This window comes from Thermostichus sp. OS-CIW-20 (assembly GCF_054061455.1).
This window is the reverse complement of record NZ_JBSSEF010000014.1, coordinates 11,891-36,914: the sequence shown is the minus strand read 5'-3', so window position 1 is coordinate 36,914 and position 25,024 is coordinate 11,891. Positions and strand designations below refer to the sequence as shown.

Sequence of the window (25,024 nt, the reverse complement as noted above, 5' to 3'; positions counted from 1 at the left end):
CCCCCGGTAGGGATCAGGCCAGAACTTGGGCCGGGGCCTGCTGCGCCAGCAGCTCCACCTGTTGCCGCGCCCAGGCATCCACTTCCAGAATGTCCTCCAGGCTGGGGGCAGGGATGACCTGGTGCCGCTCGCACACCTGCTCCAAAAGGCGAGGGATGTCCAAAAAGCGGATGCGCTCCTGTAGGAAGAGGGCCACCGCCGCTTCGTTGGCGGCATTCAACACTGCCGGCAGGGTTCCTCCTGCCTGTCCAGCAGCATAAGCCAGTTGTAGGCAAGGGTACTTGCGGTGATCCGGAGCCTTAAAAGTGAGGGATCCCAGCTTGACCAAATCGAGGGGATCCCAAGGGGTGGCTAAGCGCTCCGGCCAACTGAGGCCATAGAGGATGGGCAGGTGCATATCCGGCCAGCCCAACTGGGCCAGAACAGAAGTATCTGCCAGCTCGATCAAGGAGTGGACAATGCTCTGGGGGTGGATGAGGACCTCGATCCGGTTATAATCCAAACCAAACAGCCAGTGGGCCTCGATCACCTCCAGGCCCTTGTTCATTAGGGTAGCCGAGTCGATGGTGATTTTGCGCCCCATCACCCAATTGGGATGCTTGAGGGCATCGGCCAGGGTGACCTGATCCAATTTTTCGGCAGGCCAATCCCGAAAGGCCCCCCCCGAGGCAGTCAACAAGATTTTTCGCAGGGATCCCGCCGGCACCCCCTGTAAACACTGGAAAATGGCCGAATGCTCAGAGTCGACGGGGATCAGGTTCACCCCGTACTGCCGCACCAAGGGCAGCACCACCGGCCCCCCTGCCACCAGGGTTTCTTTGTTGGCCAGGGCAATGTCTTTGCCGGCACGGATGGCCGCCAGGGTTGGCAACAAACCGGCGCAGCCGACGATCCCCGTCACCACCCGCTGGGCCGCCGGGTGAGCCGCCACCTGACACAGCCCCTCCGTTCCCGCCACCAGCTCCGGCAGCGGCCGCATCCCGGTCAGCAGGGATCGCAGCTCCGGCAGCAGCTCCTCCCGCCCAATGGCCACAATCTGGGGCCGAAACCGCCGCACTTGCTCGGCCAAGAGAGTGACGTTGCTGTAGCTGGTCAAGCCGACAACCCGAAAGCGCTCCGGATACTGAGCCACCAAGTCCAGGGTTTGGGTGCCGATGGAGCCGGTGGAGCCGAGCAGGGTGATGGCTTGCATACTTCAAGGATCCCTTTGCACCTAGCTAAAGAGCGTAACACTCTTTCAGCGCAGACTCACCCTCCTACAGCCTGCCCAAAGGGCGAACGGCCCCGCTTCGCGTTTGAGGATCCCTGCCTTATACCGGCTGCAGGGGATAGTGAGGCCCTTTTTTCCCGACTGCAGAGCTTTCCTAACTCTTCATCGGTCGGCAGGGTATGCTTGGCTAGCATAGCCGGCTAGCCTTGCAGAATCTGACCATGCCTTATTCCTCCCGATTCCATCCCTTCTTTGGCCTAGCTCGCTCATGGTCTGTGCTCCTGGGGTTGGGTTTGGCTCTGAGCGTAAGTGCCTGTGGTGGTGGGGGTTCCAGTCGTCCCCTGCCGCCGCTTCCAGCCCCTCCTGCAGGGCGCATCGAGGGATCCCATTTCGACGATCTCAACGGCAATGGTCTGCGAGATCCAGGAGAGCCAGGGCTAGCAGGCATCACCACCTTTCTGGATTTGAACAGCAATGGACGCCTCGATCCAGGGGAACCCAGCACTGTCAGCGATGCCAACGGCAACTTTCGCTTCTCCAACTTGTCCCCCGGCACCTACCGGGTTACTGCCATCTTGCCGCCAGGGCGGGTGTTCACCACGCCGCGCTCAGGGTTGGGGCGGATTGTCGGCGGCAGGCCAGCTCAGCCGGGGGCCTTTCCCTGGATGGTGGCTTTGCTGAAGGCAGCTGAGCCGGATCCTTTTCAGGCGCAGTTTTGCGGGGGATCTCTAGTTGCCCCGGAGTGGGTGCTCACCGCTGCCCATTGTTTTTTCAACGATCAAGGCCAGCAGGATGTGAATGCACGCAACCTGGATCTGTTGTTGGGAACCACCCGTCTGCAATTGGGCGCTGGCCAGCGAATTCGGGCTGCGCAAATTGTTATCCACCCCAACTACGACCCCCTACGAGGGACAGAGGGGGGGAATGACATCGCCCTGGTGCGCCTCTCTCGGCCAGTGACTCTGCCTACCCTGCCGCTGGTGCAGCCCAACCAAACCAGCCTGACCGCCCCCGGCACGTTCGCCACCATCCTCGGCTGGGGAGCCACCTTCCCCCGCGCCCTTGACCAGGAACCCAGCGGCTTTGCTCTGGATCTGCAACAGGCCGAAGTTCCCATCGTCGCCAACGAGGTGTGCAACGCGCCCCAGTCCTACAACGGCACCATTTTAGACACCATGCTCTGTGCCGGCTTTCCCCAGGGGGGAGTGGATACTTGTCAGGCGGACAGCGGTGGGCCTTTGCTCGTGCCCAGCGGCGCTGGCTTTGCCCTAGCCGGGATCACCAGCTTTGGCCAAGGTTGCGCCCAGCCCAATTTCTACGGGGTGTACACGCGAGTGTCCAGCTTTGTGGGTTTTGTACAATCCGTAATCGGCAGCGCCCCCAGCCCAGCGCCAACGCCTTCTCCGCCGCCTTCCACCGGAACAACGGCCTCGTTTGTCGTGAATTTGAGAGAGGGTGAGGCGGTTTCGGGCCTCAACTTTGGCAGCCGCGCCCTGTAACCGTCAGCAGCAGGGCGGAGATGGTTTAGGATAGGGATCCCGATTGTGCTTTCGTTCTACTCATCGACGGAGGAGATAGCTTCTTTATGACTCAAGTGACGATTGGCGAAAACGAAGGGATCGAATCGGCGCTGCGCCGCTTCAAGCGCCAGGTCTCCAAGGCGGGCATTCTGCGGGATCTGCGCAACCATCGCCACTTTGAAACCAACCTGGAAAAGCGCAAGCGCAAAGCGGTAGCCATGCGGCGCAACCGCCGTAAGTCCATGGCCTAGGCAATTCTCAGTAGTCTGAACTTGGCTTGTGGCTATACAAGGTAGCCAAACCAGGGTTCGGCTTAGTTTTTCGGATCCCCAACGAGGCTAGCCTTCAGGGATCCGCTCAACACCTTAACTTCCAGCACCAGTTTCTCGCCGGCAAACCTCTTCGGCAAGGGAGGAAAGGGGGCGGAGCGCCGAATAGCGCTGAGCACGCCTGCATCCAGAAGGGAATCCGCCGAGGGGGTTTGCAGGTGCAACTTCCCCTAGGGTTCTTTTGAGCCAGGTGCCCTCTTGCCTGGCTGGCTCCTTCTCAGCAGGGGAAGCAGGAGAGTTTAGGTTCTTTGACACTCCCACCCAGGGGATTCTTACGCAGCTCAAAATGGACTCGCGAAGGCGCTTTCAACACGCCCCTAGACAGTTCTTTGAGGCATAACCTCAAAGTTCTGCTTACTTCGGACTTAAGTTCCTCCAGGTTAGTTATTGCCGGGCGGGTTTTGCACCGCAGTAGGTCGTTTTCCTGGAGAAGCTCTGTACTAGCTAAAAGAAGCAACTAAAGTTGCTCAAGGGCTTTTCCGCCCCGTACTAAAGTACGGGGCTACCAAGCTATCCTTTTGTGTAGGGGAGCAAGGCGCTATAGTAGAAGCCAAGTTGTGCAGACAGGTTTCGTGCTTCAGACTTCTCCTCCGCTCGGACGGATGGGCGCCTATCCCTTGGGGCAGGGCCGCTATCGCTTCTCGGTATGGGCGCCCTTAGTCGAACAAGTGGAGCTGAAGATAATCAGCCCTGTCCAACAGGTTATCCCTCTCAAGCAGGAGGAGCAGGGCTATTGGCAGGCGGAGGTGGAGGGGATCCCGCCGGGGCCGGTGGACTACCTCTACCGTCTGCACACCGCAGCGGGGGTGGTGGAGCGGCCAGATCCCGCTTCCCGCTGCCAGCCCTACGGCGTCCACGGCCCATCGCGGGTGGTGGATCCCCACTTCGACTGGCAGGATCAGGGCTGGCGGGGGATCCCGCTCTCCCAGTGGATCCTCTACGAGCTCCATGTAGGCACCTTTACCCCAGAGGGCACCTTTGCCGCCCTGATCCCTCGCCTGCCGCACCTGGTGGAGCTGGGGGTCAACGTGCTGGAGCTGATGCCGGTGGCCCAGTTTCCGGGGGAGCGCAACTGGGGCTATGACGGCGTCTATCCCTATGCCGTGCAGGCCAGCTATGGGGGAGCAGCGGGCCTGAAAGCACTGGTCAACGCCTGCCATCAGCAGGGCCTGGCGGTTGTTTTGGATGTGGTCTACAACCACCTGGGGCCGGAGGGGAACTACCTGCGGGACTTTGGCCCCTACTTCACCGACAAGTACCGCACTCCTTGGGGAGAGGCCCTCAACTTCGACGACCGCTCCTCCGACGGCGTGCGGGAGTTTTTCCTGCAAAATGCCGAGTACTGGCTAGAGGAGTTTCACCTGGACGGCCTGCGGCTGGACGCGGTGCACGCCATCTACGACTTCAGCGCCCACCCTTTTTTGCAAGAATTGGCGGAGCGGGTAGATGCCCTAGAAGCGCGCAGCGGCTGGCCTAGGGTTCTGGTAGCGGAAAGCGACCTCAACGATGTCCGCCTCATCACCCCCCGCGAGCAGGGGGGCTACGGGCTAGATGCCCAGTGGTGCGACGACTTCCATCACTCCGTTCACACCCTGCTGACCGGGGAAAAGACAGGCTACTACCAAGACTTTGGCCAATTGGAGCACCTAGCCAAGGCCTACCGCGAAAGCTACGTCTATTCCGGCCAGTACTCCCCCTACCGCGGCAGGCGCCACGGCAATTCCGCCATCGGCAGGCCGGGATCCCAGTTTGTAATCTGCATCCAAAACCACGACCAGGTGGGCAACCGCAGGCTGGGAGAGCGCCTCAGCCAGCTCACTTCTTTTGAAGGTCTCAAGTTGGCTGCCGCTGCTTTGCTGCTGGCCCCCATGCTGCCGCTGCTGTTTATGGGGGAAGAATACGGGGAGGTGGCGCCGTTTCTGTATTTTGTCAGCCACGGGGATCCCGACCTGGTAGAAGCGGTGCGCCAAGGACGCCGCCGCGAGTTCAGCGCCTTTGCCTGGCAGGGAGAGCCGCCGGATCCCCAAGCTGAAGAGACTTTCCTGCGCTCCAAGCTGAATTGGGAGTTGAAAAAGGCCGGTCACCACCAGGTTCTCTGGAAGTGGTACCAGACCCTGATCCAGCTGCGCAAAACCCAGCCGGCCCTCCAGCATCTGGAGCGGGACGGGGTGGAAGTGGAGCTCTTTTCCAACTCTGGCCTAGCTCTGCACCGCCGCCAGGGACCCCAGTCTTTGCTTGCCCTTTTCAATTTCAGCCCCGATCAGCCAGTCACCTATACCCAATGGCCCAGCGGCACCTGGGAGAAGCTTTTGGATAGCCACGAGGCCCAGTGGTTGGGAAAGGGATCCCAACTGCCGGCAGAAAGCCAAGGGGATCCGGTTGAGGTACTGGGTTATGGGGTGGGCCTCTATGGTGCTTTGCACCGCTAACGCAGATGGCTGCGGCCAGAAGGGAAATCTCGACCGCTCCAGACCTGGCAAACGGAAACGGTCTAGCCGATCTTCGCGCCGCGGAAATAGAGGGAGTCAGGCAAGGGCCTGCGGGCGAGGCTGGGATTTCGGGAAGGTTCGCTCACCGGTTGGCCGCGATAGGTCAGCTTGGGCTTGGCAGGGTTGCCCGTAGGAGCAGCCTCTGGTTGGGACTGCACGGGTACGCCCGGCGACAGTTGAGCCCACACTTCCGCGTGATCCTCAAACTGCACCACAATGCTAAGAAATCCCCTTTCAATGTCGGCGCGACAGGCAGATATCGCGTCTTGGGCGCGTTTGTACACTTGCCGACGGGCGTAGAAGTGATTCTGAAACTTGATTACCTCCACCGAACCCTGAGGAGTCGAAGCCCAGAAGCCACTCTCTGCATCGCTGTAGTCGAGAATAACCATGGCTAACTCCTACACTGACGAGTGGATGGATAAAGAATTCCCAACTCTTCCACTATGGATATCGAACGTCGTGAAACGTAATGGTGATCTTGAATCACATTGACAATGTTTCGATATCACTATGGAAGTAACTTGTAATCCCGACCGCAGCCGTAGCGCCAGGCCTCTCGCCGCCGTTTCCAGAAGTAGTCTTGTGGGTCCACTTCCAGGCGGTCGGCTAGCCTTTGCAAGAGCTCGTAGAGGCCAAGGGCGGCAAAGTGCCCCACCCAGTCCAGCAGCTCCGGCAGCCCCAGCCGAGGCAGGAGCGCGGCCACCAGTGCCGGATCCCGCCTCATCACGCCCCACAGCGCTTGGGCCAAGCCGCCCAACTGCACCACATCCTGCAAAAAGGGCTGCACCACCTGGGGGCCGGCGGCCATCATGGCCTCAAACACTCTGCTCAACAAGCGGTTAATGCTGTTGGGATCCCAGTTTTTCTCCGCCAAAGGGGGGATCATCGCCTTCTGAAACAGCCAGGTCACCGCCAAATTGGGCTGGTAGGGCTGCAGCAGGGCCAGGGCCGCCCGGTCGAGCTGCCGCTGCGCCAGGGCCTCGTGGATCCCCTGTTGCAGGCGATCCAGGTGGCGCAACATCGCCCCAAAGCCGCCAAAGCTCAAGGGCGACTGGCTGCCGCTGCTGTCTCCCACTGCCAAGAGGCGATCCCAGGGCAGTTGCAGCGGGCTGCGGCGGTAGGCGGGGAAAACGCCACCCAGCTTGCGCACCCAGCGGATCTGCGCCAGCTCAGCCCCCTGGTAGGCAGGGAGCAGCCGGCAGTAGTCCTGCCACAGCCTCTCCAGACTGGGTCGGCGGGGATCCCGGTCGCAGTAGGTAAACAAGTAGGTGGTGCGCCCATCGCGGGCGGGGAAAGCTTCCCAAAAGGGCTGGTAGCCGTTCTGGGCGGGGGTAAAGCTGTAGAACAGATCCCCAGTGGGTTGGTCGGGCAGCCCCTGGGCACAGGATCCCACCACCAGACAGACGCTGTCCGGCGGCTGCCCTTGGCGGGCCTGGGCCACGATGGGGGAGCGGTGCCCCATGGCATCCACCAGGAGTTGGGCGCTGAGCTGGCCGGCGGTGGTCTGAATGCGGATCCCATCGGGGTGGACCGTGGCGCTGAGAAACCCGGTCTGCTCCCGCACCTGGCCCCCCCAGTCTAGGAAATGCTGCTTGAGGAACTCCAGCAAGCCGACCGGATCCACGCCCACATTCAGCACCCCTTCCACCCACCAGGTGGGACCCTCCCCAAAGCCAATGCGCCCACTGGGGTAGTGGGTCACCTGGATTGCCTCCCACTCTGTCGGGGTGAGCAGCTCCAGTTCTAACAACACCTGCAGCTCCTGCCGCGAGGTGTTCCACTCCTGCTCCCGCCCCCGCAGGATCCCGCGCTCCAGCAGGATCACCCGCCAGCCTCGCCGGGCCAAAGCCGCCCCCAAGAGAATCCCCAGGGTGCCGCCGGCAATCACCACATCGGCATCCCGGCTGCCCAGGCGCTCAGAACAGCGGTGCACCACCGCCGGAGGCAACACCGTTGGCCCCTGCCGCAGGGATCCCCACCAGGCCTCCAAGGCAGGCAGAGCTTCAGGGGGGGAGATGAGTTCAGCCATGGTGATTTCCTCCAGGCTAGACTAGCCCGCGGCTGTGGAGGCGACGGTGGATTAAAACCAACGTATCCGCCTCACCCACGTTGCCCGGAAACAGCACCACCGGCAGGTTGGGAAAGCGGGGGTGATCCGCCGGCGTGAGCACCATGGAGATCCCTGGGTAGATCTGCCCCAGCAGCCGCACGGCCGGCAGATTGAGGCCAACGCTGAGGATGTTGTTGGAGGTAATGCCGCCCTTGCTGATGAGATAGCCGATCCCTTCCGGCAGCCCCTGCACAATGGCCATCAACAGGCGGGAAACTCTCTGCCCAAAGGCCAGCCGTGCCTCCGGGTTGGCGCCGTCAAACCCCACTTCTTCTCGGCTGGTGTAGACCACCGGCGTCAGGCCCTGCTCGTAGGCGCGCTGGACTTGGCTCAAGAGGGCCGGCAGCAGCTCCGCTTCCCTCCCCGCTTCCAACAGGCGCTTTACCTCCACCTCGATGCCCTGGATCCCTGGCTCCTGCAACAGCCGAGCCAACTGCTGGCTGGACTTTTGCACATGGGATCCCACGATCACCACCCCTGGCCGGTCGGAGCGGACAAACTGCCCCATCTCCTCTGGCGGAACCGGCTGCGGCGGCAACTGGGCCAGGGCCGTCAAGAGGCTGGCGGCGCTGCGAAACAAAAAGCGCTTCCCCTGCTCCAGAGCCGCCCAGACATCCTGGGCAAAACGATCCAGATCCGCCTGGGTTTCTCCATCCACCACACAGCAGACATTCCCCTCCAGCCTCAAAAGCCGCTCCAGACAGCCGGCGCGGATCTGCTCCAGGGTCAGTCGCACCACCTGCTCGGCCCGGATCCGCCCTTGGGTTTTCTCCTGCACATACTCAGGCAAATAGCTGTGGTGGTAGCCAAACACCGCATCGCGGGCAAACTCCGTCTCATGGACTGGCACCCAGCGGCCCTCCACCCGTAGATAATGGACACTGTTGCGGGTGATGCGTCCTCCTTCAAAAAAGGCCGGCACCAGAAAGTGGGCATCAAAAGGCCCCAGCTCCGCCGCCATCACATCCGTCTCCAAGGGATAGTGCCCGCGCAGCGTCGAGTCGGAGCGGCTGATAAAAAGGGCCCGCTCCCACCCCAGCTCTCCCATGGCCTGCTTCAGGGCCCGGCAGACCGACCGCGTCACCTCGGCAGCCTCCGCCGCTGGCAGGGATCGGGTGTTGGTGAGGATAAAGCGAATCGGCGAGCTATCCTGCAGCCCTAGCTTGAGTGTTTGCGGATCCCAGCGGGTGAGGAGCAGGCAACTGTGAACGGTTTGGGATCCGGTGGGATCATCGTCCAACACAACGATAGGGGGGAGAGCCATGAGACCGTCTCAATAGACAAAGCAACCCGAGAACTCCAGACAGACGAATCCCCCTCAAAGGGCAACCGCTATTTTCATCTTCCCCCAAGTTGGCCATCTTCCCTGCCCCTATTCCAGGCGAAGTTTGCCATGATTGAGATCAGCTGGCTCTGTTGAATCCAAAACGACTGCAGACATTTCCCCCCTGCCCACATCCATGGGAGAAAGCCATGGGGCAAGCTGAGCTGCAACTTCACATCAAACGGGTACAGCAGGATGTGCTGCGCATGGGGGCGCTGGTGGAAAAGTCGGTGGTCTTGGCCCAGCAGGCCCTGTTTGAACAGAACTTGGCCGCCGCCGAACAGGTGATCGCCCAAGACAAGCAAATTGACCGTTTTTATCGTCAAATCGAGAAAGACTGTATTAATTTGATTGCCTTGCGCTCCCCGGTGGCGCGGGATCTGCGCTGGATCAGTACCCTGATGCAACTGGTACGCGATTTGGAGCGGATTGGCGACTACGCCAAAGATTTGGCCGAAGTGGCCCTGCGCTTGGTCATGTACCCGCCGCCGCCGGAGCTGAGCCGCATTCGCCTGATGATGCAGCGCTGCCAGAAAATGCTCAGCCACAGCCTGGCCGCCCTGACGGAGTTGGATGCCGAGCTGGGCCGACAACTGAAGGGGGAAGACGACGCCGTTGATGAAGACTACACCAACCTTTACAATACGTTGGCGCAGCAGTCTGACATCAAGGGATCGATCGAGCCTATCCTGTTGATGTTGCTGGCGATCCGCTACCTAGAGCGTCTGGCCGACCACTGCACCAACATCGGTCAGCGAGTAGCCTTTATCGTCACCGGCCACCGCGACTAATCCAAGTGGCTGCGCCTGTCCCTTAATCGCGGCTCTCATTCCCCCTGGATACCCGCAATGGATTTCTCTCGGATTTTTCATCACTTTTTCTCTCAACCTGCCGAGCAATGGACCGATAAAGACGCGCTGCTTGCCCTCCTGCCAGCCTCAGACCCAGAAGCGCCGGAAATGCTCGAGATTGCCCTCGATGGTCTGGTACGGGCGGGGTTTCTCGAACGGACAGGGGATCCGCCCCGCTATCGGCGTAAGCCGGATGAATCCTTGGTGGTGGGGCGTTTGCGCTGTTCCAGCAAGGGCTTTTGCTTTGCCGTGCGGGATGAACCGGGGGCAGAGGATGTGTATATCCACGGCAGCAACCTTAGCGGCGCTTGGAACGGCGACCAAGTGATAGCCCGGATTACCAAAGAAGGCAATCGCCGCCGCAGCCCAGAGGGAGAGGTGGTGGCTGTAGTGGAGCGGGCCAACCCTACGCTGGTGGGCCGTCTCAAGCAGACGGAGGAAGGCTTTCGGGTAGTGCCCTTGGACGACCGGCTGCTGTTCGAGCTGGCCTTGACCGAGGGATCCCCTGCCGAGCTGGCGGAAGGTCGGGTGGCCTATGTGGAAGTGGAGCGCTACCCGCTGGGCAACTTGCCCCCCGTGGGCACGATTCGCAAGATCTTGGGCAATGGCCCGGAGGCGTCCATCGATGCGGATCTGGTCTGCTGCAAGTACGACCTGCCCCAGGAGTTTCCCCCGGCGGTGCTGGAGGCTGCGGCAACTCTGCCCAAAAAGCTGAGCCGCTCCGACCAAAAGAACCGTCGCGATCTGCGGGACTGGTTTTGCGTCACGCTGGAGCCGCTGGACTTGCAGCACCCCCACGGCCTCGAGCCCAACGTGGCCGTCTCCCTGCAGCGGCAAGAAGAGGGCCACTGGCTGCTGGGGGTGCACATTGCCGATGTAGCCCACTGGCTGGATCCGGATCACCCCCTGGAGCGGGAGGCGCAGCGGCGCACCGCCACGGTTTACCTGGATAGCGTGGTGCTGCCCCTTTTCCCGCCGGAAGTGCACAGCCGCCTGGCTCTGTTGCCGCAGCAGGAGCGTCTGGCCTACTCGCTGCTGCTGACTATTGACCCCGAAGGGGTGGTGCGCAACTTCGAGATCCACCCCAGCCTGGTGCAGTCGCGGGCCCACCTCTCCTACGGCCAGGTGCAGGCTCTCTTGGCCACCGCCGCGGATCTGGGCCCCGATGAGGAGGTGCCGGAGTTGATGGCCCTGCTGCAAAACCTGCTCCGTCTCAGCCAAGTCCTGCGAGTCAAGCGCCACCAGGCAGGCGGGTTCGATCTGCCCCTGTTGGATTTGCTCACCCCCTACTCTGCCGATGAAAGCGGCTATGGGCCCCTGCTGGTCAGCGATCGCCTCGGCGCCCACGCCCTGATGACCGAAATTCTGCTGCTGGCCAACCAAACCTTGGGCCACCATTTGCGCCAATTGGGGATCCCTTCGTTGGCCCGCGTGCAGAAGCCCCCCACCGCTGAGGCCCTGCAGAACTTTTTGCGTCTGGCCAACGCCATGAAGCTGGATCTGAACTTGCAGGATCCAGAAGCTGTGACGTTAGCCGATTGGCAGCGGATCTGTGCCCGCATCACCGCCCCCGATGTCTTGGCCGCAGGGACTAGCCCAGCCTTGGTGGCCCAGTTGTTGGCTACTCTGCCCCCCGTCGAGTATTGCCTGCAGCCGCTGCAGGAGCCGCTCGGCCATTTTGGCCTTGGCCTCAAAGAGCCCTACGCCTCTTTTACTGCCCCTTTGCGCCGCTATGCCGATTTGCTGAATTTGCGGGCTCTGCACCTAGCCTTGAGCAAAGGACGGGATCGCCGCAGCCCGCGCTCCAAAACCGTGGTGGATCTGCATGGCCCCGGCAGCTACGACCAAATTGATTGGCAGGTGCTGCCGCCAAAAGTGCATGAGGAGTGGCAGGCCTTTCTCCAAGCGCAACTGCCCAAAATCCAGGCGGGATATCAGCTCCATCAACAGGCAGAGCGGGAGCTGATGGGCTTGAAGCGGTGCGAGTTCATGCAAAAACACCTCGGGGAGACGTTCCCCGGCCTGATCGTCAGCGTCCAGAACTACGGCTTTTTTGTGCAGGTGGATCCCATCTTGGCGGAAGGCTTGGTGCGGGTCAGCACCCTGAAAAACGACTGGTACGAATACCGCAGCCGCCAGCAGGCCCTGGTAGGGCGCAAAAGCCGGCGCCAGTTCCGCCTGGGGGATCGGGTGGAGGTGCAGATTAAAAACGTAGACTACTACCGCCAACAAATTGACCTGGCGGTGATCGGCGAGGGACGGCCCTACGAAGAAGAGGAATAAGGCGGGGATCCGTCCATCAATCGCGGTAGGAGGGGACGGTTGTTGCGAACTCCGGCTTTGGCAAAATAGGCGATACCTGGATCGTAGGATGCCAGCAGCGCTTCCCCAAGTCGGCAGCAAGGGCTGAGAGCCCCTTGGCTGCCCCCTGCATTGTCTTCCTATACACTGTAAAAAAACTCCTGCCAAACCCCTATGCAGCCCACCAATCCCAACCAATTTACCGAGAAAGCCTGGAGCGCCATTGTCCAATCCCAAGATGTAGCCCGGCGGCACCAGCAGCAACAGTTGGAAACCGAGCATTTGCTGATCTCCCTTCTGGATCAAGAGGGGGGTCTCACCCAGACCATTTTGCAGCGGGCCGGCCTCGATCCGAGGCTGGTGCGGGATAGAGTGGAAAGCTTTATCAACCAGCAGCCCAAGCTGGCGCGGGTGGATCAGCTCTACCTAGGCCGCGGCCTGGAGACCACGCTGGATCGAGCCGAGGAGTTTCGCAAAGAGTATGGCGATGATTTTATCTCGGTAGAGCACTTGCTTTTGGGATCCCTGGACGACGAGCGGGTGGGCAAGCGCGTTCTAGCACCCCTGGGCTTGACGGTCGAGCGCCTCAAGCCCGTTATCCAACAGGTGCGAGGCAAACAGCGGGTTACCGACAAAAATCCCGAGTCCCGCTACGAGGCCCTGGAGCGCTATGGCCGCGACTTGACCAAGGCCGCCCGCGAAGGGAAGCTGGATCCGGTGATTGGGCGGGACGACGAGATCCGCCGCGTCATTCAGGTGCTCTCCCGCCGCACCAAAAACAACCCCGTCCTCATCGGCGAGCCGGGTGTGGGGAAAACCGCCATCGTCGAGGGCCTGGCCCAGCGCATCAACCGGGGAGACGTGCCGGAGTCGCTGAAAAACCGGCGGGTGATCGCCCTGGATATGGGATCCCTGATTGCTGGAGCCAAGTACCGCGGCGAATTTGAAGATCGCCTCAAGGCCGTGCTGAAGGAGGTTACCGAATCGGAGGGCCAGATCATCCTCTTCATTGACGAGCTGCACACGGTGGTAGGGGCAGGGGCCGCCGAGGGAGCCATGGATGCTGGCAACCTGCTCAAGCCCATGCTGGCCCGCGGTGAATTGCGCTGCATTGGCGCCACCACCCTGGATGAGTACCGCAAGTACATTGAAAAAGACGCCGCCCTGGAGCGCCGCTTCCAGCCGGTGTATGTGGATCAGCCCTCCGTGGAAGACACCATCTCCATCCTGCGCGGCCTCAAAGAGCGCTACGAGCTGCACCACGGGGTCAAAATCAGCGACTCGGCCCTGGTGGCAGCGGCAGTCCTCTCCAACCGCTACATCTCCGAGCGCTTCCTGCCCGACAAGGCCATCGACCTGGTGGACGAAGCGGCGGCCAAGCTGAAGATGGAGATCACCTCCAAGCCCGTCGAATTGGATGAAATCGACCGGCGCATCATGCAACTGCAGATGGAGGAGCTCTCCCTCAAGAAAGAAGACGACCCCGCCTCCAAAGAGCGCCTGGGCAAAATTGAGCAGGAGCTGGCCAACTTGATGGAGCGGCAGCGGGAGCTGAGCGCCCGTTGGCAGATGGAAAAAGAGGCCATCGAGCGGCTGCAAAACCTCAAGGCCGAGCGGGATGCCGTCAAGCTGCAGATTGAACAGGCAGAACAAAAATATGACCTCAACCGCGCTGCCGAGCTCAAATACGGCAAGCTGATGGAGCTGGAGCGCCAGATCCAAGAGCAGGAGGCCCACCTGGCCAAGCTGCAGGCCAACGGCGAGCCCTTGTTGCGGGAGCAGGTGACGCCCGAAGACATTGCCGAGATCGTCTCCCGCTGGACCGGGATCCCGGTCACTAGCCTAATGGAGTCGGAAAAGCAAAAGCTGCTGCGCCTAGAAGCCCACTTGCACCAGCGGGTGGTGGGCCAGGACGAGGCGGTAGCGGCGGTGGCAGCCGCCATCCGGCGGGCCCGGGCCGGCCTCAAGGATCCCAATCGGCCCATCGGCTCGTTCCTGTTCATGGGGCCCACCGGCGTCGGGAAGACCGAGCTGGCCCGCGCCCTGGCGGAGTTCCTCTTCGACACCTCCGAGGCCATGGTGCGCATCGACATGTCGGAGTACATGGAGAAGCACTCCGTCTCCCGCTTGATTGGGGCTCCGCCGGGCTATGTGGGCTACGAAGAAGGCGGGCAGCTCTCGGAAGCGGTGCGGCGGCGCCCCTACTCGGTGGTGCTCTTTGACGAGGTGGAAAAAGCCCACCCTGATGTCTTCAACATCCTGCTGCAGGTGCTGGACGACGGCCGCATCACCGACTCCCAAGGCAGGACGGTGGACTTCAAAAACACCATCATCATCATGACCAGCAACATTGGCAGCGAGCTCATCCTGGAAATTGGCGGCGACGAGAGCCGCTACGAGGAGATGAAAAGCCAGGTGCTGGCCATGCTGCGGCACCACTTCCGGCCGGAGTTCCTCAACCGGGTGGATGAACTGATCATCTTCCACGCTCTAACCAAAGAGCAAATCCGCCAGATCGTCAGCCTGCAGATGCGGCGGGTGGAGCAGTTGCTGGCGGATCAGCAAATTGAAATTGTCCTCACCGAAGAGGCCAAGGACTACCTGGCCGAGCTGGGCTACGACCCCGTGTTTGGCGCCCGCCCGCTGAAGCGGGTAATCCAGCGGGAGATCGAAAACCCCCTCGCCACCAAGCTGCTGGAAAACGAGTTCCTGCCCGGCGACCGCATCCTGGTGGAGGTGGCCAACGAGCGGCTGATCTTCCGCAAGATCGGCTCTCAGCCCCGCCAAGAGCCGCCTGCTGCTGTAGCCGTCAGCTAGGCCAGTTGGCTAGAGGCTGATCACCTGGTCAGGTGGGTTGTCTTGCAAGGCCGCGTAGAGGTCGGGGAAGCAGCCCACCTGCACCCCTTTGACCACGTTTTTGGGAACACAATGGCCCGGCTCCTTGCGCCCCTGGCCTTTTGAGTCGCACCACTTGGGTTCCCCTTCCGCCAGGTTGCGCTCCAGGGCGCACATGTCGCACATCATCAGCAAAATGTTCTGCGCTTCGGCAATCTTGGCCAGGCGCTCGCCGATGGGATCCCCCTGCCGCAAGACAAAGCAGTTGTCGTCGAAAAAGAACATGCCCACCACTTCCGCGCCGTGTACCCCTGCTTCTAGCTGGGGCAGGATCATCTGGCCCAGCTTGTAGGTGCCGCCGCGGGGGGTGATGAAGACGTAGGCAACTTTCATAGTCGCTCCTTAGGTGTTTTCCAACTTGATTATCATCGATTATCGCCTTCAAAGTAGCACGGCTTACTGAAAGGGCGTAAGACACTCCCCAAGCGTTCCTCGTCACTATCCTCACCCCCAGCCCCTCTCCCAGAGGGAGAGGGGAGTTAGAGCGGCGCGTTCGCGACAGTGTTGCGTGGCAATAACGACGTAACGAACCGTTTCACTGCTATTTGTATAAACTGAGATGGGATCCGGCGCTCTGCTCCTCTTGCTTAAGTAGGGAGAAGCCAAAGCAGCCCAGTGTTCAACCGCTATCTTGAAAGGTTTGAACAGGTGCAACCTCGAAGGGGATCCCCCTAGCGCCGAAAGGTCAGGGCCCTGCCGCGCACTGAGGGATCCACCTGGCCATTTTGGAAGGCGATCTGCCCGCCCACGATGGTGAGCAGCGGCCAGCCCACCAGCTCCCAGCCCTCAAACGGGCTCCAGCCGCATTTGGTGAGCAGCTCTTCCCGCCGCACCGGCTTGGGCGTGTGGCGATCCACCAGCACCAGGTCGGCGTCGTAGCCCACCTGCAGCCGTCCTTTGTTGGGGATCCCGTAGAGGCGGGCGGGCGCCTCGCACATCCACTGCACCACCTGGCGCAGGGTACAGCGGCCCTGCTGCGCGGCCGTCAGCATCAGGGGCAAGGCCGTCTCCACCCCAGGCATGCCAGAGGGGGAGTGGGGGTAGGGCTGGGCTTTTTCGGCCAGGGTGTGGGGGGCATGGTCGGTGGCGATGCAATCCAGGATGCCCTCGTGCAGCCCCTGCCAAAGCTGGGGGAGGGTAGCCGGATCCCGCAGCGGCGGGTTCATTTGGGCCAGGGATCCCAGGCGGGCGTAGTCGGCAGTGCTGAGCAACAGGTGTTGGGGGGTGACCTCGGCGCTGACCCAGGCGGGCTTGTGCCGGCGCAGCAGCTCCACTTCCAAGCCGGTGGAAAGGTGCAAAATGTGCAGGCGATGGCGATAGCGGGTGGCCAGGTCCAAAGCCCGCCGCGAGGCGATGAGCGCCGCTTCCTCGTCCTGGATTTGCGAGTGAACGGCTACGTCCGTGCGTCCGGCAAAGAGGGCCCGCCGAGCTTGAATCCGCGAGTGATCTTCAGCGTGGACAGCGATAACAAAATGGGGATCCGTCTCGGCAAAGATCTGCTCCAGCACCGCCTGGTCGTCCACCAGCAAGGGGCCGTGCATGGATCCCATGAAGATCTTGATGCCGCAAGCCCCCTGCACCGTCTGCAGCTCCTTCAAGTTATCGGCGGTAGCGCCGATGAAAAAGCCGTAATTGACCACACACTTGCTGGCGGCCCGGGCCAACTTGTCATCCAGCGTTGCCTGGTCGATCGTCAGCGGGTCAGTGTTGGGCATCTCCAAAAAGCTGGTTACCCCGCCGCGGGCACAGGCCCAGGATCCCGTCTGTAGGTCTTCTTTGTGCTCCCGGCCCGGCTCGCGAAAGTGAACCTGGGGGTCGATCACCCCCGGCATCAGGGTATGGCCCTTGGCCTCGATGACCCTAGCCACCCCTTCTGTGGAGAGATGTTGGCCAATCTGGGCAATCCGCCCCTCCTGCACCAGCACATCTCCCACCCAGGGATCCCCTTCCGGTACCACCAGCTCGGCATTGCGGATCAGCAGGCTACTGGCCAAAGCTCCGCTTCCCCTTTCACAGGCGCTTTCAAGATAACACCTGTCGAGCAGGTTAAGAACCGGCCAATCGATGGAACAGCTAGTCGGCAGCTCAAGCTCAAGTTGCCCGAGTCTTGTCTTCCTAGCGATAGAGGTTGCAAGAGCTGCGCAGGTCGTAGCCAGAGGCCAAAACCTCTTGCTGGCGATCCCCTAAGCCAAGGTCGCAGCGCAGGAGATCCCCACTAACAGTTGTATGTGTGTGAGACTCAGTCATCCAACGAACGCCGCTTGAGCTGGCAGTGGGAGGAACAACTTCAGGAAGACGATAGTTGGGGGCTTGCCAAGGATCTTGCAAATAGCGATCCCTGTGGATCCCGCCAAATTCAATATCGGCGTAGGCAGGAGGATAAACCATGAAGTCCATTCGGAAAACTTCTGAAGCACCGCCGATAGCTGCTAGAGCTGTCTGGGCTTCTGCAACTCTGGAACGGCGAATGTGGTTAAGAAAATTGGGAATGCTAATAGCAGAGAGAATGCCGACAATTACGATTACCGCCAGCAGCTTGATCAAGGTCATGACGTGCGGAGCTTTAGTTGCTCGACGGCAGAGCATTAGATAGGCTTTATGAAGAGAAAGTCAGCTCATAGCAGCGTCTGCTTCCCCTTTAGAGCGTCAGTATCCAAGTGCAAACGACTCGGGGGCCTTTCTCCCCTATGCAGCTTGATCTCAGATCTCAGGTTGCCCTTTACAGACCTAAAACTTTCCTCGCCTCGTCTAGCGGGACGGAGCCTTTAGGAGCACTCCTTGCCTGTTTCTCCCTTGCTTTGCCTAGAGACCTAACCGCAGTTGGCAGGAGGTGGCTATGCTGCTCAAGCATTCCTCCTATGATGTTTCCGCATAGTGAGGAGCAAAAAGTAACGCAAGCTACAAAAGTTCCAGGTCAATGTCTCTAGGCTGGGGCGTTGGAACTTGTGAGAACCGCGGCAAGGACAGCTAGATAAGCAGGCCTTAGGCCCAACACCCCTAGCTTCTTTCCCTACGGCCGCCTTGCCCACACCAAGCCAAGTAACAACAGAGGGGGAACATGGATAACGTACGCAGCCTTTGTCCCTACTGTGGGGTTGGTTGTGGCCTAGCTAGAAATTCTGGCCGACGGCACAAAAATTCGCGGCGATCGAGCTCATCCGTCCAGCCAGGGCATGGTTTGCGTTAAGGGTGCGACTCTCCTGGAAACCCTCGATTGCAATCGGGCTACGGTGCCTCTCTATCGCCCTAGCCTCAGCGAGGATTTCCAGCCGGTGAGCTGGGATCAAGCGCTGGATTTAATTGTCGAGCGCATTCGCCAGACCTCTCCCGAAAGGATTGCCATCTACGGCTCAGGGCAGTTGCTAACCGAAGATTACTACATTGCCCAAAAGCTACTTAAGGGGTGTCTAGGAAGCAATAACTTCGACAGCAATTCCCGCCTCTGCATGTCTTCTGCCGTAGAGGGCTACAGCCAGAGTCTCGGCTCGGACGGCCCCCCCTGTAGCTACACGGATCTCGATAGCTGCGAGCTGGCTTTTTTGATCGGCACCAATACCGCTGAATGCCACCCAATTCTGTTCAATCGCTTGCGCAAGCGCCACAAAAGCGACCCAAGCCTAAAGATTGTTGTGGTGGATCCCCGTCGTACGCAGACGGCTGAGGAGGCCGATTTGTATCTGAGGATTACTCCAGGTAGCGATATTGACTTGCTCAATGGCATTGCTCACCTACTCATTCAGTGGGGCGCCATCAACCATGACTTCATTGCCCAGCACACCGAAGGCTTTGAAGCCTATGCTGCCCTGGTTGCCGACTACACCCCTGAGCAAGTAGCCAGCCGCTGTGGCCTAGAAGTTGAGGAGGTACTTGCTGTTGCGCGACTGTGGCAGCAGTCGCAGAAAACGCTTTCCATGTGGTCGATGGGGCTTAACCAGTCCAGCGAAGGCACGGCCAAGGTGACCAGCCTCATCAATCTCCATTTGCTCACCGGCCAGATAGGGTTTGCAGGGGCAGGGCCCTTTTCGCTAACAGGTCAGCCCAATGCTATGGGCGGTCGAGAAGCGGGCGGCTTGGCACATCTATTGCCCGGCTACCGCAAGGTTACGAATCCAGAGGATCGGGCAGCAGTGGAGCAGCACTGGCAGCTTGGCCCAATTAACCCTGAACCTGGCCTTGATGCGCTGGGGATGATCCGTGCCCTCGAAGCCGATGCCCTCGATATTTTGTGGATTGCCGCCACCAATCCCCTGGTGAGCCTGCCTGATCTACGTCGGGTAGAAGCAGCTCTGGCGCGGTCGCCCTTTACGATTGTCCAAGACGCCTACTTCCCCACCGAAAGCACTGCCTATGCCCATCTGGTACTCCCTGCTGCCCAGTGGGGCGAAAAGACAGGCACCATGACCAATTCGGAGCGCCGCGTTACCCTCTGTCCAGCTTGGCGTAACCCTCCTGGTGAAGCGCGGGCTGATTGGGAAATTTGGGCGGAAGTAGGCCGCCGCCTGGGCTTTGCCAAGGCATTTGACTTTGCCGATAGCGCTGAGGTCTTTGCCGAATATGTGGGTCTAACTGCCGGGCGTCTCTGCGATCAATCTGGCCTCAGCCATGAGCTCCTGCGCCAGGGGCCTCAGCAATGGCCATATCCGCGCACAGGTTCAGTGGAGACCCGCAACCTCTATACCGATCGCGCCAGCGGGACGGAGTCCTTTCACCGTTTCCCAACGCCCACAGGTCGTGCCCGCTTTATCCCCAGCCATTCCCGCGGCCTTGCCGAGCCGCCCGACCCTGAATATCCCTACATCCTCACCACAGGACGTCTCTATGGCCATTGGCACACCCAAACCCGCACTGGACATGTCGCCAAAATCCGAGCAATGCACCCCCAACCCTTTCTCGAAATCCATCCCCGCGATGCCAGCAAGGTAGGGCTAACTGAGGGTGACTGGGTGAGGATTGAATCACGGCGCGGCAAGGCTACCCTGCCGGTTAAAATTACCTGCGCCATCAGCCCTGGCACAGTGTTCATGCCCATGCACTGGGGGGCATTGTGGGGCAATGATACAAGCTGTAACGCTCTCACCCACCCGGTTGCCTGCCCCAGCTCAAAGCAACCTGAACTCAAAGCCTGTGCCGTCAAGCTTAGTCGCATCGAGCGGCCACCAAAATGATCTTTAAGTTTGAGCAAGACTTTGCCGACAGCCTTCGCTGCATTCCCATGATCGTGCGCTTAAAGCTCGATCAGTGCGGCATCAAGCTCAAGTTACATCAGTGGCTGCGTTTTAGTTACCAGCAGCGCCAAAGTTTGGTTGACCTGCCAACGGATACTGCTGACAACCGAGCTGCCTACCGCGCCTACCTAATTCACCTTATCGAAAGTGTCTGCCAAGAGCAGGCCGCTGAGGTAACTGTTGATCCAAACCCTGCCTGGGAAGACGCTACCACCATCCCTGACTGCGTTCTTGAGCAGGCGGCAGCCAAGGGGGTCGTGCTGACTCTTGAGCTATGGCAAAAGCTGACCCCGTTGCAGCGCTTTGCCCTCATTAAGCTCAGTCGCCCTGGCCACGAAAACCGCAATTTCCTACCCGCCTTTCAGGAATTTTCCGCACCCCACACCTATGGTCACTGTCCAGGAAGCTGAAGCCATTATTAAAGACCACTGGCTGCCAGCCAAAACCGAGTCGATCCCGATTGCAAGCTGTGTGGGCCGGGTTTTGGCAGAGCCGATCTACGCCGATCGGGACTACCCGCCAATTAACCGGGTCCTGATGGACGGTATCGCCATCAACTATGCCGCTTATGCTGCTGGGCAGCGAAGCTTTGCTGTTGCAGGCATAGCCCCTGCGGGGACAAGCCCTGCCACCCTGCCCGATCCGCAGCAGTGCTTGGAAGTGATGACTGGCTGTGCCCTGCCGCTGGGTAGTGATCTCGTCATTCCCTACGAGCAAATTCGTATCGAGGGAGGAATTGCCACCATCATCCAGGAAGTCGAACGCAACAGGGGTGATTTTGTTCATCCCCAAGGTAGCGATTGTTCTGCAGGAGCGCTGGTTCTCCGCCCCGGCATTACCCTCAAGAGCATCCACGTCGGGATCTTGGCCTCCTTTGGCTACAGCCGCATCCAAGTTGAGAGGACTCCTCGCATCAAAGTTGTGGCAACTGGCAGCGAATTGATTCCCATTGAGCAAACCCCTGCACCCTACCAACTGCGGCGCTCCAACGCTGAGGCCCTCCGAGCGGCTCTTCTTGCCTACGGGTATACCGAGGTTGAGACCGATCACCTTCCGGACGATCCTGCTGCCATTGCCACCCACTACCAAGCCAATACCCCAAACTACGACCTCTTGATTTACTCTGGGGGTGTTTCAAGGGGAAAGTGTGACTACTTGCCGGCCATCTGGCAAAGCTGTGGTGTTACTGCCTACATCCACGGCGTGGCGCAAAAGCCAGGCAAGCCAATGTGGTTTGGCATCGACCATCAGGCCAATACTATAGTTTGGGGCCTCCCAGGCAACCCCATCTCAGCTCTTGTATGTTTGCATCGTTATCTCCTCAACCGTAACACTGACTCTGGGCACCTAAGTGAAGTCATTACCTTCAAACCCAATCTCACTCTTTTTGTGCCCGTTAAGATGAGCGCCAACCGAGTCTTTACACCGATTATGCCTAACAACTCCGGAGACTTCATCGCTCTAACAGACAGCGATGGCTTTGTAGAGTTACCCCCGGCTCAAACTATCCTCAGCCCCGAGCAAAGCATCCAATTCTATCCGTGGTACTAAGATGCAGCTAGTGGATCAATGGAATCGTCGCATTCGCAAGCTAAGGGTTTCTCTAACCGATCAATGCAACCTTCGCTGCCGCTACTGCATGCCTTTGCATCCAGAATTTCTGGATAAAAGTAGCTACTTAACTCCGCAGCAATACAAAGAAATTATTGGCGAGTTGCTGGACTATGGCATTGAAGAAGTTCGCATTACAGGTGGTGAGCCTCTGGTTCGGCAAGACTTTGATGAAGTCATTCAGGAACTTGCCAAGCTGAAGATCCCGTCCCTCAGCCTAACAACCAATGGCCTGCTGCTCCACCGCTACTGGGACGTTCTCAAGGCTGCCAACGTTCTCAACCTTAATGTTAGCCTCGATAGCCTACAGCCCTCCACCCAAGCTGCAATTGCCCGTCGCGACTGCCTGGCGGATATTCTCCGTAATATCCAGGAGGGTATTGCCCGGGGATTTAGCCTCAAAGTCAATACGGTTGTAATGCGGGGGATCAACGATTGCGAGCTATTTGATTTCGTTGAGTTTGCCCGCAAGACAGGCGTGACAGTTCGCTTTCTGGAGCTGATGCGGGTCGGCTATGCCAACTCTCTCTATGAAGAACACTACGTTTCAGCACAAGAGTGCATTGCCCGTCTGCAAGAAAGCTATACTCTAACCCCCCTTCCAGCGGCACCTGATTCGACAGCGTTTTACTTTACAATCGACGAGAATGTTAAAGTTGGATTTATTGCCTCTGAGTCTCAGCCCTTCTGCAGCAGCTGTTCCCGGTGGCGCTTGACAGCTGATGGTCGTCTCTTTGCCTGCCTATTTAGTGAGGAGGGTCTCTCGGTTCGAGACAAAACACCAGGCCAACGTCAGCAAATTTACCAGCAGCTTTTGGGGATGAAACCACTGCGCCGGGTTGAGCAGGTCTCACACCCAATGTACGGCTTAGGGGGCTAGCTCTATGGACAAAGCTGATCGCACATGGGCCCATCTTAATGCTCAAGGCCATCCGCATATGGTAGATATTAGCCACAAATCGGTGTCTTTGCGAACGGCCACAGCACGGGCAAGAGTTCAACTGCCACCTGCTCTCAGATCCTATGTTGTTGGCCAAGATATCCACCTGAAAAAAGGACCGGTATTTCAGACAGCAACCATTGCCGGTACAATGGCTGTTAAAAGAACTGACCAACTGATCCCCTTTTGTCATCAGATCCCTGTTGAAGACTGCACCTTTGATATCACAATTGATGATCACTTGCTTGTAACCATCCACTGCACTGTCAAGACCAGCGCTAAGACAGGGGTTGAAATGGAAGCTCTCTGTGGTGCGGCAACAGCAGCGCTGACAATCTATGACATGTGCAAGTCGGTGTCGCCCCATATCTGCATCCAGGAGATCCGCCTAGTAACTAAGTCCGGCGGCAAAAACGCCCTCCTGGAACGTCCCCTCTATGGCTTGGTGCTCACAGGGGGACGTAGCAAGCGCATGGGTCGCGATAAAGCGCTGCTGAACCCTTTTGGCAAACCCCACGCCGCCTATCTCTATGAACTGCTGCAGCCCTACTGCCAGCAGGTTTACTTGTCAGCGCGTGCCGGTCAGTGGTCGGGCACAGCTCTAGAGCTCTTGCCCACACTACCAGATCTAGTAGAAAGCGTTGGCCCGATCAGTGGCCTATTGACTGCCTTGAATACTCATCCTGAAGCTAACTGGTTGGTTGTTGCCTGTGATCTACTGAACCTTCGGTCAGAAACAATCCAAAAGCTGCTGGATCACTACCAAGCCGAAACAATCGCAACTTGCTATGTTAACCCCGAGCGCGGCTTCCCGGAAGCTCTTTGCGCCATCTATACTCCTCAAGCTGCAGCGGTACTAGAAAGGGCTTACGCGGAAGGGGTGTACTGCCCTGTGGAAATCCTCAGCAGGCAGCCCTGCACCCTAGTTACCCCCAACCATGAGGTCGAGCTCATGAACGTCAATACCGCCGAGGAGTATGCCACTTTCCAATCAGTTTGGGGTAGTTGCAGCCATGGTAACTCAATCTGTCCTAAGTAAGACCGTAACAATTCAATATGTAGCAGTGCTGCGGGAACAGGCTCAGCGGAGCAGCGAAGTGCTGCAAACCAGTGCAGCAAACTACCTAGAGCTCTATCAGCAGCTGCAAGCAAAGTATGGATTTTCGCTAGCAGCGGAGGACGTTAAGGTTGCTGTCAATCATGAGTTCTGTGACTTGACTAGGCCGATAGATGAAGGTGCCTTGGTAGTTTTCATTCCACCAGTTTGTGGGGGCTAAATGCTGCGTTTTCTAATTGTGGATAGCACCATCCAGCCAGCTGAACTCAGTCGTTTGCTCGTCAATAACACAGCGGGTGCCTTAGTAACCTTCGAGGGCTGGGTACGCAACCACAGCCAGGGCAAACCTGTTCTCAGCTTGGAGTACGAAGTCTACGAGATCCTTGCCCAGAAGGAGGGCGAGAAGATCCTCCGAGAAGCCCACGCCAAGTTTGGCCTCTGCGGTGCTGTTGCCTGTCACCGCCAGGGTCATCTTGCAATTGGTGATATTGCGGTTTGGGTTGGTGCTACAGCTGAACATCGCGGCGCCGCTTTTGCTGGAGCACGTTACATCATTGATGCAATCAAGGAGCGCTTGCCCATTTGGAAAAAAGAGTACTACTGGGGTGAGCCGCCGCGTTGGGTTTTGTGTCAGAAAGCAAAGCCTTTGTTCCAGCAATTCCATAAGAACGCTATTGCTCGGCAGCCTTGCGGCGATACCCCCTAGCCTCTCTGCTAGTATCAGTGAGGTACCTGACCTGGGGCTGTAGCTCAGCCTGGATAGAGCAAGCGCCTCCTAAGCGCTAGGTCGGCGGTTCAAATCCGCCCAGTCCCGCTAAAACCAGTGATAGGATAAAGTCTACTGTCGGTTCTGACGGGGATCAGCCGTCAGAGGCAACGGGGAAAGTGCAGTGAGAATCTGCCGCTGTCCCGCAGCTGTGAGCCGGTTTTGGACTTGGGATCCCTAGTTCGTTGTTGCAAGAGGCCTTGAGACGCAAGCCAGCCCCTCCAAAACTGAGCAAGTCAGAATGCCCGCCGGCGGTTTTTCCACAGTTCACCATATCTGCGAGGTACAGATATGCTCCCCATTTTGACGTTAGCCCGTTCCCGTCTCGAAGTTTTTTCATCGGCCTGCTTACGGATTTTCGACGCTCTCGGATCGTAGGCACTCAGTCAAAAG

Annotated in this window: 20 protein-coding genes, 1 tRNA gene, 1 pseudogene and 1 riboswitch; of the genes and pseudogenes, 14 read left to right on the top strand and 8 right to left on the bottom strand. The window is 59.2% G+C overall.

Features of this window, described 5'->3' with window-relative positions; genetic code table 11:
- Nucleotides 1-13: 13 nt before the first annotated feature.
- Nucleotides 14-1,192: a 1-deoxy-D-xylulose-5-phosphate reductoisomerase gene (locus ACVWXC_RS07070; RefSeq protein WP_457391816.1), complete on the bottom strand. Its 1,179-nt coding sequence runs from the start codon at nucleotides 1,190-1,192 to the stop codon at nucleotides 14-16.
- Between the two features lie 311 nt (nucleotides 1,193-1,503).
- Between ACVWXC_RS07070 and ACVWXC_RS07065 the strand changes: the two genes are divergently transcribed.
- Both ACVWXC_RS07065 and rpsU read left to right on the top strand, forming a co-directional pair.
- Nucleotides 1,504-2,709: a trypsin-like serine protease gene (locus ACVWXC_RS07065; RefSeq protein ID WP_457391814.1), complete on the top strand. Its 1,206-nt coding sequence runs from the start codon at nucleotides 1,504-1,506 to the stop codon at nucleotides 2,707-2,709.
- An 86-nt stretch (nucleotides 2,710-2,795) separates the two neighbouring features.
- The gene (gene rpsU, locus ACVWXC_RS07060) at nucleotides 2,796-2,981 is read left to right on the top strand and encodes a 30S ribosomal protein S21 (RefSeq protein ID WP_011429105.1); all 186 of its coding nucleotides are present in this window, start codon (nucleotides 2,796-2,798) and stop codon (nucleotides 2,979-2,981) included.
- Nucleotides 2,982-3,043: 62 nt separating this feature from the next.
- On the opposite strand, the gene ACVWXC_RS07055 is transcribed toward rpsU, so the two are convergent.
- On the bottom strand, nucleotides 3,044-3,178 hold the full coding sequence (locus ACVWXC_RS07055) for a hypothetical protein (protein ID WP_276307362.1): 135 nt from the start codon (nucleotides 3,176-3,178) through the stop codon (nucleotides 3,044-3,046).
- 483 nt (nucleotides 3,179-3,661) lie between these two features.
- On the opposite strand from ACVWXC_RS07055, the gene treZ reads away from it, so the two are divergent.
- Nucleotides 3,662-5,488, top strand: a complete 1,827-nt coding sequence (gene treZ / locus ACVWXC_RS07050; RefSeq protein WP_457391833.1) for a malto-oligosyltrehalose trehalohydrolase — start codon at nucleotides 3,662-3,664, stop codon at nucleotides 5,486-5,488.
- A 62-nt stretch (nucleotides 5,489-5,550) separates the two neighbouring features.
- Here treZ and ACVWXC_RS07045 read toward each other — a convergent pair whose 3' ends face one another.
- The 3 genes from ACVWXC_RS07045 to ACVWXC_RS07035 form a co-directional block, all read right to left on the bottom strand.
- A complete protein-coding gene (locus tag ACVWXC_RS07045) occupies nucleotides 5,551-5,940 on the bottom strand; it encodes a hypothetical protein (RefSeq protein ID WP_457391812.1) in 390 nt (129 codons plus the stop codon).
- Nucleotides 5,941-6,059: 119 nt separating this feature from the next.
- The gene (locus ACVWXC_RS07040) at nucleotides 6,060-7,580 is read right to left on the bottom strand and encodes an FAD-binding oxidoreductase (protein WP_457391810.1); all 1,521 of its coding nucleotides are present in this window, start codon (nucleotides 7,578-7,580) and stop codon (nucleotides 6,060-6,062) included.
- A 16-nt stretch (nucleotides 7,581-7,596) separates the two neighbouring features.
- Nucleotides 7,597-8,925 carry a four-carbon acid sugar kinase family protein gene (locus ACVWXC_RS07035; RefSeq protein WP_457391808.1) on the bottom strand — a complete coding sequence of 443 codons (1,329 nt, stop codon included), beginning with the start codon at nucleotides 8,923-8,925 and terminating at the stop codon, nucleotides 7,597-7,599.
- A gap of 209 nt (nucleotides 8,926-9,134) precedes the next feature.
- On the opposite strand from ACVWXC_RS07035, the gene phoU reads away from it, so the two are divergent.
- The 3 genes from phoU (at nucleotide 9,135) to clpB (ending at nucleotide 14,954) form a co-directional block, all read left to right on the top strand.
- The gene (phoU, locus tag ACVWXC_RS07030) at nucleotides 9,135-9,776 is read left to right on the top strand and encodes a phosphate signaling complex protein PhoU (RefSeq protein WP_414402474.1); all 642 of its coding nucleotides are present in this window, start codon (nucleotides 9,135-9,137) and stop codon (nucleotides 9,774-9,776) included.
- A gap of 57 nt (nucleotides 9,777-9,833) precedes the next feature.
- Nucleotides 9,834-12,119 (top strand): ribonuclease R family protein, encoded by a 2,286-nt coding sequence (locus tag ACVWXC_RS07025; protein WP_099812589.1) that lies wholly within the window; start codon nucleotides 9,834-9,836, stop codon nucleotides 12,117-12,119.
- Nucleotides 12,120-12,311: 192 nt separating this feature from the next.
- The gene (gene clpB / locus ACVWXC_RS07020) at nucleotides 12,312-14,954 is read left to right on the top strand and encodes an ATP-dependent chaperone ClpB (protein ID WP_457391805.1); all 2,643 of its coding nucleotides are present in this window, start codon (nucleotides 12,312-12,314) and stop codon (nucleotides 14,952-14,954) included.
- 9 nt (nucleotides 14,955-14,963) lie between these two features.
- Here the strand turns inward: clpB and ACVWXC_RS07015 are convergent, their stop codons facing one another.
- The 3 genes from ACVWXC_RS07015 to ACVWXC_RS07005 all read right to left on the bottom strand — a co-directional run bounded on the left by ACVWXC_RS07015 (nucleotide 14,964) and on the right by ACVWXC_RS07005 (nucleotide 17,582).
- Nucleotides 14,964-15,365 (bottom strand): SaoD/DsrE family protein, encoded by a 402-nt coding sequence (locus ACVWXC_RS07015; RefSeq protein ID WP_011429096.1) that lies wholly within the window; start codon nucleotides 15,363-15,365, stop codon nucleotides 14,964-14,966.
- 338 nt (nucleotides 15,366-15,703) lie between these two features.
- Complete coding sequence (locus ACVWXC_RS07010) at nucleotides 15,704-17,026, bottom strand: dihydroorotase (protein WP_414401462.1); 1,323 nt, start codon at nucleotides 17,024-17,026, stop codon at nucleotides 15,704-15,706.
- Nucleotides 17,027-17,147: 121 nt separating this feature from the next.
- Nucleotides 17,148-17,582, bottom strand: a complete 435-nt coding sequence (locus ACVWXC_RS07005) for a type IV pilin protein (RefSeq protein WP_099812592.1) — start codon at nucleotides 17,580-17,582, stop codon at nucleotides 17,148-17,150.
- A gap of 508 nt (nucleotides 17,583-18,090) precedes the next feature.
- Between ACVWXC_RS07005 and ACVWXC_RS07000 the strand changes: the two are divergent.
- From ACVWXC_RS07000 to ACVWXC_RS06965, 8 genes and pseudogenes are all read left to right on the top strand, one after another.
- Nucleotides 18,091-20,197, top strand: a pseudogene (locus ACVWXC_RS07000) (molybdopterin oxidoreductase family protein).
- Nucleotides 20,194-20,667, top strand: coding sequence for a nitrate reductase associated protein (locus ACVWXC_RS06995; RefSeq protein WP_011429093.1), 474 nt, complete (start codon nucleotides 20,194-20,196; stop codon nucleotides 20,665-20,667). The pseudogene ACVWXC_RS07000 and the gene ACVWXC_RS06995 overlap by 4 nt, the downstream one beginning before the upstream one ends.
- Complete coding sequence (locus ACVWXC_RS06990) at nucleotides 20,645-21,808, top strand: molybdopterin molybdotransferase MoeA (protein ID WP_099812594.1); 1,164 nt, start codon at nucleotides 20,645-20,647, stop codon at nucleotides 21,806-21,808. Before ACVWXC_RS06995 ends, ACVWXC_RS06990 begins: the two co-directional genes overlap by 23 nt.
- 1 nt (nucleotide 21,809) lies before the next feature.
- A complete protein-coding gene (moaA, locus tag ACVWXC_RS06985) occupies nucleotides 21,810-22,748 on the top strand; it encodes a GTP 3',8-cyclase MoaA (RefSeq protein WP_457391802.1) in 939 nt (312 codons plus the stop codon).
- 4 nt (nucleotides 22,749-22,752) lie between these two features.
- Nucleotides 22,753-23,847, top strand: a complete 1,095-nt coding sequence (moaC, locus tag ACVWXC_RS06980; protein ID WP_099812595.1) for a cyclic pyranopterin monophosphate synthase MoaC — start codon at nucleotides 22,753-22,755, stop codon at nucleotides 23,845-23,847.
- On the top strand, nucleotides 23,786-24,085 hold the full coding sequence (locus ACVWXC_RS06975) for a MoaD/ThiS family protein (RefSeq protein WP_346426097.1): 300 nt from the start codon (nucleotides 23,786-23,788) through the stop codon (nucleotides 24,083-24,085). The genes moaC and ACVWXC_RS06975 overlap by 62 nt, the downstream gene beginning before the upstream one ends.
- On the top strand, nucleotides 24,086-24,571 hold the full coding sequence (locus tag ACVWXC_RS06970) for a molybdopterin synthase catalytic subunit (protein WP_011429088.1): 486 nt from the start codon (nucleotides 24,086-24,088) through the stop codon (nucleotides 24,569-24,571). It begins immediately after the preceding gene.
- Between the two features lie 33 nt (nucleotides 24,572-24,604).
- A tRNA-Arg gene (locus ACVWXC_RS06965) sits at nucleotides 24,605-24,679 on the top strand.
- A 14-nt stretch (nucleotides 24,680-24,693) separates the two neighbouring features.
- Nucleotides 24,694-24,898: riboswitch (cobalamin riboswitch) on the top strand.
- Nucleotides 24,899-25,024: the final 126 nt, after the last annotated feature.

Bases quoted from the DNA above. Each gene is read 5' to 3' on its own strand.
- ACVWXC_RS07070 (WP_457391816.1), bottom strand. From the start codon at position 1,192: ATGCAAGCCATCACCCTGCTCGGCTCCACCGGCTCCATCGGCACCCAA.
- rpsU (WP_011429105.1), top strand. From the start codon at position 2,796: ATGACTCAAGTGACGATTGGCGAAAACGAAGGGATCGAATCGGCGCTG.
- treZ (WP_457391833.1), top strand. From the start codon at position 3,662: ATGGGCGCCTATCCCTTGGGGCAGGGCCGCTATCGCTTCTCGGTATGG.
- ACVWXC_RS07045 (WP_457391812.1), bottom strand. From the start codon at position 5,940: ATGGTTATTCTCGACTACAGCGATGCAGAGAGTGGCTTCTGGGCTTCG.
- ACVWXC_RS07040 (WP_457391810.1), bottom strand. From the start codon at position 7,580: ATGGCTGAACTCATCTCCCCCCCTGAAGCTCTGCCTGCCTTGGAGGCC.
- ACVWXC_RS07035 (WP_457391808.1), bottom strand. From the start codon at position 8,925: ATGGCTCTCCCCCCTATCGTTGTGTTGGACGATGATCCCACCGGATCC.
- phoU (WP_414402474.1), top strand. From the start codon at position 9,135: ATGGGGCAAGCTGAGCTGCAACTTCACATCAAACGGGTACAGCAGGAT.
- ACVWXC_RS07025 (WP_099812589.1), top strand. From the start codon at position 9,834: ATGGATTTCTCTCGGATTTTTCATCACTTTTTCTCTCAACCTGCCGAG.
- clpB (WP_457391805.1), top strand. From the start codon at position 12,312: ATGCAGCCCACCAATCCCAACCAATTTACCGAGAAAGCCTGGAGCGCC.
- ACVWXC_RS07015 (WP_011429096.1), bottom strand. From the start codon at position 15,365: ATGAAAGTTGCCTACGTCTTCATCACCCCCCGCGGCGGCACCTACAAG.
- ACVWXC_RS07005 (WP_099812592.1), bottom strand. From the start codon at position 17,582: ATGACCTTGATCAAGCTGCTGGCGGTAATCGTAATTGTCGGCATTCTC.
- ACVWXC_RS06995 (WP_011429093.1), top strand. From the start codon at position 20,194: ATGATCTTTAAGTTTGAGCAAGACTTTGCCGACAGCCTTCGCTGCATT.
- ACVWXC_RS06990 (WP_099812594.1), top strand. From the start codon at position 20,645: ATGGTCACTGTCCAGGAAGCTGAAGCCATTATTAAAGACCACTGGCTG.
- moaA (WP_457391802.1), top strand. From the start codon at position 21,810: ATGCAGCTAGTGGATCAATGGAATCGTCGCATTCGCAAGCTAAGGGTT.
- moaC (WP_099812595.1), top strand. From the start codon at position 22,753: ATGGACAAAGCTGATCGCACATGGGCCCATCTTAATGCTCAAGGCCAT.
- ACVWXC_RS06975 (WP_346426097.1), top strand. From the start codon at position 23,786: ATGCCACTTTCCAATCAGTTTGGGGTAGTTGCAGCCATGGTAACTCAA.
- ACVWXC_RS06970 (WP_011429088.1), top strand. From the start codon at position 24,086: ATGCTGCGTTTTCTAATTGTGGATAGCACCATCCAGCCAGCTGAACTC.